The sequence below is a fragment of the Variovorax sp. GW822-FHT04A09 genome (assembly GCF_058801005.1).
The window spans coordinates 1547174-1558856 of the sequence record NZ_JBXAMV010000001.1 but is presented as its reverse complement, the minus strand read 5'-3'; the positions used below and the strand labels follow the sequence as shown (position 1 = coordinate 1558856).

At 66.6% G+C, this 11683-nt stretch carries 12 protein-coding genes and 1 tRNA gene; 6 read left to right on the top strand and 7 right to left on the bottom strand.

What is annotated here, in order from left to right; genetic code table 11:
* Positions 1-38: 38 nt before the first annotated feature.
* Positions 39-965 carry a hypothetical protein gene (locus tag AC1RLW_RS07010; RefSeq protein ID WP_493192572.1) on the top strand — a complete coding sequence of 309 codons (927 nt, stop codon included), beginning with the start codon at positions 39-41 and terminating at the stop codon, positions 963-965.
* Positions 966-984: 19 nt separating this feature from the next.
* Here the strand turns inward: AC1RLW_RS07010 and AC1RLW_RS07005 are convergent, their stop codons facing one another.
* From AC1RLW_RS07005 to AC1RLW_RS06990, 4 genes are all read right to left on the bottom strand, one after another.
* Positions 985-2001 carry a phosphotransferase enzyme family protein gene (locus tag AC1RLW_RS07005; protein ID WP_493192571.1) on the bottom strand — a complete coding sequence of 339 codons (1017 nt, stop codon included), beginning with the start codon at positions 1999-2001 and terminating at the stop codon, positions 985-987.
* Positions 2002-2079: 78 nt separating this feature from the next.
* Positions 2080-2685 carry an RNA 2',3'-cyclic phosphodiesterase gene (thpR, locus tag AC1RLW_RS07000; protein ID WP_493192570.1) on the bottom strand — a complete coding sequence of 202 codons (606 nt, stop codon included), beginning with the start codon at positions 2683-2685 and terminating at the stop codon, positions 2080-2082.
* A gap of 36 nt (positions 2686-2721) precedes the next feature.
* Positions 2722-2958: a hypothetical protein gene (locus AC1RLW_RS06995; protein WP_493192569.1), complete on the bottom strand. Its 237-nt coding sequence runs from the start codon at positions 2956-2958 to the stop codon at positions 2722-2724.
* A gap of 78 nt (positions 2959-3036) precedes the next feature.
* Positions 3037-4305 carry an SGNH/GDSL hydrolase family protein gene (locus AC1RLW_RS06990; protein ID WP_493192568.1) on the bottom strand — a complete coding sequence of 423 codons (1269 nt, stop codon included), beginning with the start codon at positions 4303-4305 and terminating at the stop codon, positions 3037-3039.
* Positions 4306-4415: 110 nt separating this feature from the next.
* On the opposite strand from AC1RLW_RS06990, the gene AC1RLW_RS06985 reads away from it, so the two are divergent.
* Positions 4416-5324: a LysR family transcriptional regulator gene (locus tag AC1RLW_RS06985; protein WP_493192567.1), complete on the top strand. Its 909-nt coding sequence runs from the start codon at positions 4416-4418 to the stop codon at positions 5322-5324.
* Here AC1RLW_RS06985 and ku read toward each other — a convergent pair whose 3' ends face one another.
* Positions 5325-6239 carry a non-homologous end joining protein Ku gene (gene ku, locus AC1RLW_RS06980; protein WP_095947520.1) on the bottom strand — a complete coding sequence of 305 codons (915 nt, stop codon included), beginning with the start codon at positions 6237-6239 and terminating at the stop codon, positions 5325-5327. It abuts the gene before it with no gap.
* A 15-nt stretch (positions 6240-6254) separates the two neighbouring features.
* Positions 6255-8792 (bottom strand): DNA ligase D, encoded by a 2538-nt coding sequence (gene ligD, locus AC1RLW_RS06975; RefSeq protein WP_493192566.1) that lies wholly within the window; start codon positions 8790-8792, stop codon positions 6255-6257.
* A 214-nt stretch (positions 8793-9006) separates the two neighbouring features.
* On the opposite strand from ligD, the gene AC1RLW_RS06970 reads away from it, so the two are divergent.
* Both AC1RLW_RS06970 and AC1RLW_RS06965 read left to right on the top strand, forming a co-directional pair.
* Positions 9007-9282, top strand: coding sequence for a hypothetical protein (locus AC1RLW_RS06970; RefSeq protein ID WP_493192565.1), 276 nt, complete (start codon positions 9007-9009; stop codon positions 9280-9282).
* A gap of 174 nt (positions 9283-9456) precedes the next feature.
* Positions 9457-9681, top strand: coding sequence for a hypothetical protein (locus AC1RLW_RS06965; protein WP_062472399.1), 225 nt, complete (start codon positions 9457-9459; stop codon positions 9679-9681).
* Positions 9682-9763: 82 nt separating this feature from the next.
* On the opposite strand, the gene AC1RLW_RS06960 is transcribed toward AC1RLW_RS06965, so the two are convergent.
* Positions 9764-10762, bottom strand: a complete 999-nt coding sequence (locus AC1RLW_RS06960) for a putative phage abortive infection protein (RefSeq protein WP_493192564.1) — start codon at positions 10760-10762, stop codon at positions 9764-9766.
* Positions 10763-10938: 176 nt separating this feature from the next.
* Here AC1RLW_RS06960 and AC1RLW_RS06955 point away from each other — a divergent pair, with 176 nt between their 5' ends.
* Both AC1RLW_RS06955 and AC1RLW_RS06950 read left to right on the top strand, forming a co-directional pair.
* Entirely contained in the window at positions 10939-11556 is a 618-nt protein-coding gene (locus AC1RLW_RS06955; RefSeq protein WP_493192563.1) for a DUF1780 domain-containing protein, read from the top strand.
* A gap of 52 nt (positions 11557-11608) precedes the next feature.
* Positions 11609-11682 (top strand) — tRNA-Gly (locus AC1RLW_RS06950).
* Position 11683 lies beyond the last annotated feature (1 nt).

Genomic DNA, 11683 nt, shown 5'->3' with positions numbered 1-11683 from the left:
TCGCGCCGCCCCTCACTTTTCGCTAACCTGTTCCTCCCATGTCCGCACTCGCCGCAACCGCCGGATTTGCCCTTGCCGATGAGGTCGTCGCCACGCCGATCGGCCCGCCGCCGCCCGCGCCCGATGTGCCCATGCCGCCACCGCCGCCGCCCGTGCTGCCGCCCGAAGGCGATCCGCCGCCGGTCGTGCCCCCGGTGACGGACCCCGATTTTCCGCCGCCGGTGACCGACCCGCCGCCCCTGCAGACGGCCGTGCCCTTCGGCAAGCCGCACGCACGGCGCCTGCGCGAGATCTACCGTTCGGCCGGCTGGCCCTGCTGCGACACCATCGAGGTCGAACTGCTCGCGGGCGGTTTTCTCGAACGCGTGCGCAGCGCGCTGGGGCACGAGACGCTGCGCGTGACCGACGCGGGCATTGCGCGCATCGCCACCACGCTCACGGTCAACCGCGCGGCGCTGTCGCCGCACGAGGCGCTGGTGGAGCGCGTGGCGCGCGAGATGACGCGCGGCGGCCGCATCGCCTGGCGCGGCCTGGGCCTGCGCGCCCGGCTGCCGCCGCTGGAAGAGGGCGGCAAGCCGCGCTGGTGCATGGCGCGGCCCGATGTCTTTTCGATTCGCAACACCAGCGTCGAGGCCTACGCGCATCCCATCGTGCACGAGGTGAAGGTCAGCCGCGCCGACCTGCTGGGCGACCTGCGCAAGCCCGACAAGCGTGCGGCCTACCTCGACCTGGGCGGCGAGTGCTGGTACGTGCTGGGCAACGACGCCAAGGGCCGCAGCATCGCGTCGCCCGACGAGATTCCGGCCGAATGCGGCGTGATGGTGCTCGAGGGCGAGCGCCTCGTGGTGGCGCGCGCCGCGGTGCACCGCGCCTTCGAGCGCATTCCTTTTTCGGTGTGGCTGGCGCTGGCCAAGGCACAGCCCGTGGCGGGCTTCGAGGACGACGCGCAGGACCTGCTGATCTGAGCGGCGCCCTTCAGGTGTTTCAGGTGATGGCGTCGTAGTCGCGGTGCGCGACGGCGACCACGTTGCCCGGCTCGAACTGGCTCGCCATCTGACGCAGGCCTTCCTCGCGGTCTTCGCGGCTGGCCTGCGGGTCGAACATCTGGTCGCAGAACTCGAGCAGGTCGCGCACGATGCGTTCGTGGCGGTAGTAGGCGAGGGCGAGCGTGTCGACCGCCTCCTTCGTGCCGTAGCCCTGGAAGAACAGCGCTTCTTCGCGCGGCTGGTTCCACACGCCGCCGACCCCGCCGCCGATGAACATCAGGTCGCGCTCCTTGGGCGCGAGGATGAGCGTGTCCCAGTCGACGATGCACAGGCGGTCGTCGTCGCCCAGCAGCACGTTGCCCGCGTGCAGGTCGGCATGGCACAGCACCTGCGGCAGCGACTTCTCGAGCAGGATCGAGGCAAGCTGTTCGCTGCGGTAGACGATCGAATCGATCTCTTCGTCGTGCGCGTCCCAGAAGGCCAGAAAGCGCTTCACCAGATCGTCGCCCGCCACGCCGTTGATGAAGCGGCGCTGGTAGCCACGCACGCCTTCACGCCAGTGGTGCGAATAGCTTTCGCGCGGCAGGCCCGCGCGCAGAGATTCGGGCAGCTCGGTGCGGTGGATGGCGTTCAGCGCGGTGCCGAGCGCGGTCCATTGCCGGTCGGTCGGTGCGCGCGTGAAGCCGTCGACGCCATCGAAGAAGGGGTAGAGCGCCCAGTCGAAGCCCTGGTCCTGCACGCTGAGCCGCCGCGTGCGCGTGAGCAGCGGGGCCATCACGGCGTCGATGCCATAGGTGTGATGCAGCACGGCCGGCACGTCGACGACGGCGGGCGTGAAGCCGCCTCGGCGCAGCTTGAGGAAGTACGCGCGGCCGTCCGATGCCTCGATGCGGAACGCGGCCGAATCGACGTCGGCGCCCAGCGGCAGGAACTCGGCGCGTGTCGCCTGCAGGCCGTAGGTTTCGGCGAGACGCGCTTGAACGGCGTCGGGGGCGATATCGGGTGGTGTCAGCATGCGGCGGGCGTGGCGTGGGTTCGATGGGCGCCGAAAATTGTCTCACCCGATCAGGCCACGAAAGCCGGCCGGCCGTTGTCAGACGGCGTCTTCTTTGTCTTCTTCGTCGGCCTCGTAGGTGGCCAGCACCTTGTGCTCGACGGGATGCGACGTGAACGAGCGCACGAGCAGGAATTTCCTCACGCGCCACGGGATCGGCGGCAGGCGCATCGGGTAGGCCGCGCCCTCGGTGCGGCGGGCGATGGTGATGTGCGGTGTGAACGTCGGCGTTTCCGTGACGATGCCCGCCTTCTGGACCGCACGGCCGATGTCCGCATGCAGGGTGCGCAAGGCGCTGTGCTCGGCCGGCTGCAACACCGCGATGTCGTTGCGCCATGTGCGCGAGCTGTCCAGCACGAGGCTCATGGGCCGCACCCGAACCTGGGCGAGTGCTTCACACAGGCGTTTCTCGACCTCCTTGGGCTGGTCGCCGAAGCAGTGGAGCGTCAGGTGCAGTCGCGGGCTGCGAGGAAAGTAGTGGCCCTTGGGCCAGATCCATTCCTTGCGGTGCGCTTCGATGGCTGCTTGCACGTCGGGCTCTGGAAACAGCGCGATGAGAAGGTGGCGTTGCCTCTCGAAAGCGGGGGAGTCCCAGTCGGGTTCGGGCTCGTTCGCAAACGCATCGCCACGGTTGAAGTCGTCCATTGCAGTTCTCCGGGGGAAGAAGGATGAAAAGGCGGTTCAGGGCTCCGGCGGCCACCAATGCGTGGCCGTCGTCCGGATGACGCGCGCCGCCTGAACGCGGATGTCATCCTGTTCGTTGCTGTCGTCGTGGCCGTGCTCCCGCGTCACGCGGAAGGGCCAGTTTGAAATCCGGCCTGTCTTGCCGGTGGTGCGCGAACGCGACTGCAACGGATGCTGTCGCGAGGAGAAAAAAAGCACCTGCGCCGAGGGCGCAGGCGGGTTGGCGGTGGTCATGGCGTCGCCTCGAATGTTGTTCTTGGAGACGAGCCATTCTAGAGAAAAGACTGTATTTATGTACAGTATATTTGCAGTCTATCGAAGATCGTTGCCCAGCAAGGCGTCGAGGTCGATGGCCGCCGCCATCGCCCGGTAGCCGGCGTCGCCGGGATGCAGGTGGTCGCCCGAATCCATGGCGGCTTTCAGTCGGGTCGGCCGGGCCGGGTCGCGCAGCAGGGCGTCGACATCGACCACCGCATCGAAGGCACCGCTTTCGCGGATCCAGCGGTTGATGGTCTGGCGCACGGTGTCTTTCTCGGGCGAGTGGTGGCCGGCCAGCGGCGTGCCTTCGAGCGCGCGCTCGTTCGGCGGAATGGTGGCGCCCACGATGCGCACGTTGTGGGCGTGGGCCATCTCGATCAGCTGGCGAAAGCCCTGGATCACGGCCTCGGCGCGCACCGCGGGCTCCTGCGGTGCGAAGGGGCCGCCGGGCCAGCCGATGTCGTTGGTGCCCAGCAGCACGACCATCGCGCGCACGCCGGGCTGCGCGAACACGTCGCGGCCCGCGCGTTCGAGCGCCGCGCGGCCCATGCCGTCCTTCAGCAGCCGGCCGCCCGAGATGCCGGCGTTGAGCACGCCCACGCCGCGCGGCGCGAGCCGTTCGGCCAGCGCGTCGGGCCAGCGCGTGTGGGCGCCGGGTGTCGAGCCGTTGCCGTCCGTGATCGAGTCGCCCAGCGTGACGACGGTGACGGGCGCTTGCGGCGTCTCGACGATCAGGCCGCTCACGTAGACGCGTGTGCTCCACGAGGTGGCGGCGGCCGGCAGTCTCGCCGCGGCACTCAGGTCGCCGTCGGCGATGTACAGCGTCTGCCGCGCATCGAAGTGAAAGCCCGCGGGCTGGCTGGGTTCCGGCAGGTAGAGCGACACGGCCACTTCGCTCAGCGCGGGCAGCGGCAGGTCGACCGGGTCGCTCACGAGGCGCGCGCCGGGCGGCAGCGTCACGTCGCTGCGGCCGCCGAAGCGCAGCACCCGGTCGGTGCCCTCGACGATCGCCGAGCCGCTCGCATGGCGGGCCACGCGCGCCGCGCCGATGTGCAGCGGCGTGGTGCCGCCTTCGTTGCTGATCACCACGCGCAGCCGCGTGCCGCCGATGCTCAGGCGCGCCACCTGGCGCAGCGTCTGCCGCTCGAAGCGGGCGGGAATGCCCAGGGGCAGCACGAAGCTCTCGTCCCACAGCGGCTGGGTGGCGGCCATCCAGCTGGGGCTCCAGTGCGTGGGCGCGGCCGTGGAGGCTCCGGCGGCAGCCGCGAGGGAAAGGGCGAGCGCGCCCTGGCGCAGGAGGGAGGTGAGTCGCGAAGCGGTCATGTGAATGTCCTCAGGTGAAAGAAGTGTCGATGGACGAACTTTCTTCCATTCGAATCGCGAGGGATAGAAGGCAGAATGGCATGCATCGCATTCCCGATTCGAATGAACCCATGGACACCCTTCGCGCACTCTCCGCCTTCGTGCACAGCGTCGAACTCGGCAGCCTCTCGGGCGCGGCCCGCGCGCTCGACACCACGCAGCCCACCGTGAGCAAGCTGGTCGCGGGGCTGGAGCGATCGCTGGGCGTGCGGCTGCTGCGGCGCGCGGCCACGGGCCTGAGCCTCACGGAGGAGGGCCAGCGCTTTCACGAACGCGCGCGCCGCATGCTCGAGGACTACGGCGACGCCGTGGCCGATGCGCGCGCCCAGGTGCAGCAGCCGCGCGGCCTGTTGCGCCTGAGCGCGCCGGTCACGCTGGGGCAGCGGCACCTCAACGCGATGGCGGTCGAGTTCCTGCGGCTGTACCCCGACATCGAACTGGAGCTGGTGCTCGACGACCGCTTCGTCGACCCGCGCGAGGAGCGCATCGACGTCTCGCTGCGCGTCGGCGGCGCGTTGCCGCCCGACCTCGTCGCGCGCCACCTTGGCAGCTGGCCGCGCGTGCTCGTCGCCTCGCCGGACTACGTGGCCGCACGCGGCAAGCCGCGCACGCCGCACGATCTGCTGGCGCACGACTACCTGCGCTACGCGGCGGGCGACGACGGCGTGCTGCTCACGGGCCCCGAGGGCGCGGTGGCCGTGCCGGTGCGCAGCCGCTACCGCGTCAACAACGCCGTGGCGTTGCTCGACAGCGTGCTGGCGGGTGCGGGCGTGTCGCTGCAGCCCACGTGGATGGTCGCGGACCTGCTGGCTCAGGGGCGGCTGGTGCGCGTGCTCGCGCGGCACACGGGGCCGGCGCAGGAGCTGCACCTGCTGTACGCGCCGCGTCGGCAGTTGCCGCTGCGCGTGCAGGTGCTGGTCGACTTCCTGGCGCAGCGCGTGGCGGCGCTGCCGGGGGCTGCGAAAGCGCCGCGGCGTTAGTCAGGCCGCCTTGCGGGCCACGCTCTTCGCGCGTTTGGCGGCCGCAGGTTTGTGCGCGGTCTTGCGTGCAGAAGCCGTCGACTTCGCCGCACGCTTCTTCGCCGCAGGCGGCGTGCGCTTGCCGCTGCGCAGGCTGCGCGCGAGCAGCTCGGTCAGGTCGATCACCTCGGCGCCGCCCTCAGGTGCTTCTTCTTCCGGCTGCACCACCGTCTCCGTGTCGCCCGCCTTGACCTTCTTCTCGACGATCTTCATCACGGCGTGCTTGAACTCGTCCTTGAATTCGTCGGGGTTCCACGGGCCCGACATGTCGCCGACCAGCTGCTCGGCCATCTTCATCTCGGCGGCCGACAGCTTCGCGCCCTTGATGCCGGCGGCCGGCAGGTCGAGCCCGTCGGCGTCCTTGATCTCGTCACCCCAACGCAGCAGGTTGAGCACCAGCACCTTGCCAAAGGGAATCAGCAGCGCCAGGTGCTGCTTGGTGGCGATCACCACCTTGGCCAGCCCGACCTTGCCTGTCTTCACCAGCACCTCGCGCAGCAGCGCGTAGACCTTCTGGCCCTTGTTGATCGGTGCGAGGTAGTAGGGGCGCTCCAGGTACACAAACGGAATCTCGCCCACGTCGAGAAAGCGCTGGATCTCGATGGTCTGCGTGGTGCGCGGGTAGACGGCCTCGATCTCCTTGGGCGAGATCACGACGTACTTGCCGTCTTCGTACTCGAAGCCCTTCACGATCTGCTCGCGCGCGATCTCCTTGCCCGTGCGCTTGTTGATGCGCTTGTAGCCCACCGGGTCCATGCTGCGCTTGTCGAGCCAGTCGAAATCGATGCCCTGTTCGGTGCTGGCGGTGTGCAGGCCCACGGGGATGTGGACCAGCCCGAAGGTGATGGCGCCTTTCCAGAGGGTTCTCGTGGCCATGGTGTGTCTCCTTGGTTATTTCTTGAAGCCGAGCCGCTTCATCGCCTCGCCCAGCGGCTGGCGAGTGGTCCAGTAATCGGCCCACGGGTCTTCGGACTGGAACGACAGGTGCTCGCGCGCGGTGGCGATGGTCCAGTGCGCGCCGCTCTTGAGGCTGGCGAGATCGTCCCAGCGCACCGGCATCGACACGCCCATGCCGGGCCGCGCCCGCGCCGAGTAGGCCGCCACCGTGGTCGCGCCCACGCCGTTGCGCAGGTAGTCGGCAAAGAGCTTGCCGACGCGGTTCGACGGCCCGCTCTTGGCCACGAACTTCGAGGGGATCACGTGGGCCATGTGCTGCACGATGGCGCGCGAGAAGGCCTTCACCGTGTCGTTGTCGTAGTGCATGCGCAGCGGCACGACCACGTGCAGGCCCTTGCCGCCGCTGGTCTTGAGCCATGACACCAGGCCCAGCTCGGTGAGCAGCGTGCGCATCAGCAGCGCGCCTTCCTGCACATGCGCCCACGGCGTGCCTTCGCCTGGGTCGAGGTCGAAGATCATGCGGTTGGGCCTGTCGAAGTGCGTCGAGGTCGCGTTCGAGGTGTGGAACTCGATCACGTTGAACTGCGCCGCGTTCAGCAAGGCTTCGCGCGTGCCGACCTCGAGCATCGACGGATGACCGGGCCACAGGGCCGGGTCGAGTTGCTTCACGCCGGCGATGCGGACCTTCTCGGCATGCTTCTGGAAGAAGATCTCGCCGCCCACGCCCTGCGGCCCGCGCACCAGCGCGCAGGGGCGGCCCTTCAGGTGCGGCAGCATGTCGTCGGCCACCGATTCGTAGTAGCGCACGAGGTCGAGCTTGGTGCGGCCCGAGGCGGTATCGATCACGCGCTCGCCGTGGCTCACGGCGACGCCGCCGACGGTGGAGGCGGTTTTTTTCGATGAGGTCTTCATGGCCTTCGTGCCCTTTGCACGTGAAGCATGGGCGATATCGCGGGGTTCTTCATGCACGATCTCCGACGCCGGCTTGTCGTTGCGCATTGCCACGAAGGACGCATGGCGGATCTGCCCGTCCGGCGTCCATGCGGCGAAGCGCACCTCGGCCACGAGCTTGGGCTTCACCCAGTGCCGCGTGCCGCCCGGCCGGCGCCGGCCGGGCTTGGCCTCGCCGCCGGTGAACGGCGCGTGGTCGGTGTCCAGCGCGGCAAGCTGGCGGCGGATGTCGCGCGCTTCGCGGTCGTTCCAGCCGGTGCCGACGCCGCCGACCGACACCAGTTCGCCGTTCTTCGCGTGCACGCCCAGCATCAGGCTGCCGATGCGCGTCGGGCTGTCGGTGCGCAGCGTGTAGCCGCACACCACGAACTCCTGGCGCCGGATGCACTTGAGCTTGAGCCAGGTGTCGCTGCGGCGCGAGACATACGGCGCGTCGGCGCGCTTGGCGATCACGCCCTCGAGGTTCATGCGGCAGGCCGATTGCAGGATCGAATCGACATCGGCCTCGAAGTCGCTGCTGAAGCGCAGGCGGCGCGTGGCGCGCGCGTCCATCAACTGCTTGAGCAGGCGGCGGCGCTCGGCGAGCGGCGTGTGGCGCAGGTCGAAGCCCTCGAAGAAGGGCACGTCGAACAGGAACATCACGATGGGATCGGCGTGTTCGCGGTCGAGCGCGTTCTGCAGCGCGTTGAAGTCGGGCGTGCCGTCTTTGTCGGGCACGACGATCTCGCCGTCGAGCCAGGCGTTGCCGATGCCCAGGCGCTCCAGCTCGGCCACCAGCTTCGGCAGCTTCGCGCTCCAGTCGTGGCCGCCGCGCGTGAGCAGGCGTGCCTTGCCGTTGCCGATGCGCGCCATGAGGCGGTAGCCGTCGAACTTGATCTCGAAGATCCAGTCGCCGGGTGCGCCTTCGGGCACGCCGGTGGCGAGTGTCGCGAGCTGCGGCGAAAGTTTGGCGGGCAGGCGTGCCTTCACCGCGCCCGTTGCGGGCAAGGCGGGCAAGGCAGGCGCGGCCTTGGCCTTGGCGGTCTTGCGCGCTCCGGCCACGCTGTCGGGCAGCGCGGACACCACGTCGTACTCGGCATGCGAGCGCGCGAAGGCATCGCGCTTCTTGAACAGCAGCCAGGGCTCCTGCCGCTCGCCGCCCTTGGCGATCCTGACGAGTTCCCACAGCCCTTCGAGCTTCTGGCCATGCAGCCGGAACGCGAGCTTGCCCGCGGCCAGGCCCTTGCGCGGATCGCCCACGGGCTCCCAGCTGCCGTGGTCCCACACGATGACGTCGCCCGCGCCGTAGTGGCCTTCGGGAATCGTGCCCTCGAAGCCGGCGTACGACAGCGGGTGGTCTTCCGCATGCACGGCCATGCGCTTGTGCGCGGGGTCGAGGCTCGGCCCCTTGGGCACGGCCCACGACACCAGCACGCCGTCGAGTTCGAGCCGGAAGTCGTAGTGCAACCGCCGCGCCGCGTGCTTCTGGATCACGAACGCGGGCGCGTGCGGCCGGGCCCTGCCGCCTTCGGCGGGTTCGTCGGTGACGGCGAAGTCGCGCTTCGCCTGGTAGGTTGCTAGGGGCGTGTCGGAACGGGCCATGGCCTCTGGTGTGCCCGCATTCGGGCCGCGCCGCATCGGCCAGGTGTCCGGTCTTCGTGTGGGCCAAGGCCGCACGCGCGCGAGGGGTGGACGAAGGCCACGTGTGCGAACCGCAGCTGTAGGCCGCTTCCTTCTTCAACATGCGTGCAAATCCATCACCACGTTTCGCGGCGCGCGCGCCGAATCCTTGCGCTGCGATGAAGGAGACAAGGCGATGGACTTCGAAGGCATCTACTGCTTCGATACGGCCACGGTGCGTTTCGCCGTGTACCCCGACGGTCCCGACGGCGCGCGCGTGCTGGCGCAGATTTCGCAAGACGTGCTGCACGATGCGCTCGGCGCGCAGGAAATCGGCGAGCACACGCTGCATGCCTGCAAACGGCATTTCGACGTGATCTCGGCGGCGGCGGTGGCGCGCTTTCGAGCCGATCCGCGCGGGCCCATCGTGCTGGCCTGCGGCGATTTCGGACGGATGAACGCGCGGCGATGAGGTGCGGCGGCGACGCCCATGTGCGCAGGGTCATGGTGCGCTGTCGGGAGAAAGTTCTCGTGCGGCGCGCGCAGGGCGCGACCTGTCGAATTAGTTACAAAAGCAACCCATCCGGGCTGCATTTTCGGGGGCGCAACGACCTAGACTGCGCCTCGTTTCCTCAGGAGCCTTCCCATGCCCATGGACTTTCTGGAGCGCATCGAAGACGCGTCGTTCCCGATGGCGGTCCGCGACGAAGCCGACATCCACTGCGCGACGATGCTGGTCGCCGCGCATCTCATCGAAGCCGTCCTGCCACCGGCCGCCAGCGGCACGGGCCCGCGCGTCGCCGTCGTCCTGCTCATCACGCCACAAGGGCGTGCGGCGCTGCGGCTGCGAAGGGATGCGCTGCAGACCTGAGTGGGGCAGACGTAGCCGCTGCCGAGCGGAGCATCTCTTTTCTTCAGCTGGGGAGCTGAAGTTGCAACTCCTTAAGAAGCTCCTAGAGGGCAGCTGGTAGTCCCAGCTGAACCTTCGCTTCGGTCGAATTGAACGCGCTGCGCGTATACGGCCACGGTTTATTTCCATCACGAACCCTGGGGCGCTTGGATTCCGGGGTAGGTGTCAGGCTCGCGACGGCCCATTGGATGAGCGCATCGTCGGAGGAGAGGTTATCGAACAGCGCATACTTGTTCGCGTATGTTGCCAGTCGCTCACCGTCGACGATCAACCCGTTGTAATAGAGGAAAACCAGTTCGACTCCCGATAACTGGGATCTGATCAAGGCGCAGTAGTGCCATTTTTTGGCCGCCGTTAAATCGCTTTCATCAACCCATCGGATCAAGCGGTAGAGCGTGCGAAACGGAGCATCGAAATCTGATCGACGCTCGTGGTACAGGCGTTGGTACTGGATGCTTGCGTGGAACTGGCGCTCCCCCATCTGTGTCATCCCGATCTCCCCCTGATCGATCCGATAGTAGACCTGATTGGCATCGTAGTATTCCGAGACATCTATTGACTCATCGCCCAGCTGAACGATCTCGCTACCAAAACCCACAGTTTTTCTAGGAGACAGCGTGAGGTCATACAGGCGTTGCAGAGCTCGTCGTCCGGAATTGCTTTCATAACTGATCGATTTGATCTGCGAGTGATAGTTCTCCAGCCAAGCAAACAACGATTGCTCCAAGCTCATTGATCTTGCAGCTTCGTTGGCATGCCTCATTTCAGTAAGTGAGGCTCGAAGTTCCCGTCGCTGGATTGCGATGGAAATGACCACAAGGAAAACTGTCACCAATCCCACCGCCGGATTGACGACCCCGCCGAGATAGTCACCGAACTGTCCCCACTTTTCTGGATCGCTACTCAACGAACCACCTCTAAACTTCCACATGTAGAGGCCCGCCACGAAAATCGCGAAGAAAACTACCGCGCCAAAGGCGTATGTCAACCCCTTGCCAAACTCCTCGTCGGACATCTTAGGTTGCTCATGTTCCTGATCCATCCTCGCTCCTCTAGTTAAAAAAGGCCAGTGTGCCAGTGGCGAGCAGCTTTTATGGAGATTGCGAGGATGGCTGCGATGAAAGGTCGATCGGTATCGCCTGGCAACCGGTTGAAGATCCAAGCTCCTTTCACGACTGAGGTTGCTGCAAACTTATCAATGAGCGCGATACTTTGCAGATGAGAAAAATCGAGCCCTTTGGAGGATTCATTCCCGACCCACCAGGGGAGGACGACGATCGATTTGCACGAGCCTTCAAGAATTGGCGTGAATGGAATGTCGCGGTCGAATTCCTAGCCAATCTCCATTTCGGCGCTGACGAATCGGAAGTGTTCGCTCTTGAAAGCGATCCTCCCGATGTGGTCTTTCGCGATGCCCGCTTCGAAGTGAAGGAAATCCTGGATTCAGGACGACGTCGACATGACGAGGTCAAAGCCGCCCGGCTCCGTGCAACAGCCAAAGAGGGGCGGGCCCCCGCAGAGATGTACACGGCAGAGGATCTCACGCCCACGGATGCGGGGGTTCTCGTGCTTGAAGAACTCAATCGACTTGATCAGAAACGCTATCTGTTTGGGCAGCGTGCAACTATCGATTTGCTCTTCTACATCAATAAGCTGAAGCACTGGTTTGAGGACGGTCCAATGCCTAGCCCGCAGTTGTTTGAGGGCCATGGATGGCGGTCCGTATCTGCGGTTGTCGACACGCAGCAGAGTTTGGTTTTCCACTCTCGATTCGATGCGCCTGCGTTCCTGATCGAGAACATGGGTGTTGTCCGCAAACGCTGGGAATCGCTGTGAAGGCGCCTGAGTTCAGGCGTCTTCTGGACTGACGTTAGAATCCGCGCCTGCCGCGGGTGTAGCTCAATGGTAGAGCTGTTGCTTCCCAAGCAACTGACGAGGGTTCGATTCCCTTCACCCGCTCCAG

Coding starts and splice junctions, on each gene's coding strand:
- AC1RLW_RS06955 (WP_493192563.1), top strand. CDS start 10,939: ATGAGAAAAATCGAGCCCTTTGGAGGATTCATTCCCGACCCACCAGGG.
- AC1RLW_RS06960 (WP_493192564.1), bottom strand. CDS start 10,762: ATGGATCAGGAACATGAGCAACCTAAGATGTCCGACGAGGAGTTTGGC.
- AC1RLW_RS06990 (WP_493192568.1), bottom strand. CDS start 4,305: ATGACCGCTTCGCGACTCACCTCCCTCCTGCGCCAGGGCGCGCTCGCC.
- AC1RLW_RS06970 (WP_493192565.1), top strand. CDS start 9,007: ATGGACTTCGAAGGCATCTACTGCTTCGATACGGCCACGGTGCGTTTC.
- AC1RLW_RS07010 (WP_493192572.1), top strand. CDS start 39: ATGTCCGCACTCGCCGCAACCGCCGGATTTGCCCTTGCCGATGAGGTC.
- ku (WP_095947520.1), bottom strand. CDS start 6,239: ATGGCCACGAGAACCCTCTGGAAAGGCGCCATCACCTTCGGGCTGGTC.
- ligD (WP_493192566.1), bottom strand. CDS start 8,792: ATGGCCCGTTCCGACACGCCCCTAGCAACCTACCAGGCGAAGCGCGAC.
- AC1RLW_RS07005 (WP_493192571.1), bottom strand. CDS start 2,001: ATGCTGACACCACCCGATATCGCCCCCGACGCCGTTCAAGCGCGTCTC.
- thpR (WP_493192570.1), bottom strand. CDS start 2,685: ATGGACGACTTCAACCGTGGCGATGCGTTTGCGAACGAGCCCGAACCC.
- AC1RLW_RS06995 (WP_493192569.1), bottom strand. CDS start 2,958: ATGACCACCGCCAACCCGCCTGCGCCCTCGGCGCAGGTGCTTTTTTTC.
- AC1RLW_RS06965 (WP_062472399.1), top strand. CDS start 9,457: ATGCCCATGGACTTTCTGGAGCGCATCGAAGACGCGTCGTTCCCGATG.
- AC1RLW_RS06985 (WP_493192567.1), top strand. CDS start 4,416: ATGGACACCCTTCGCGCACTCTCCGCCTTCGTGCACAGCGTCGAACTC.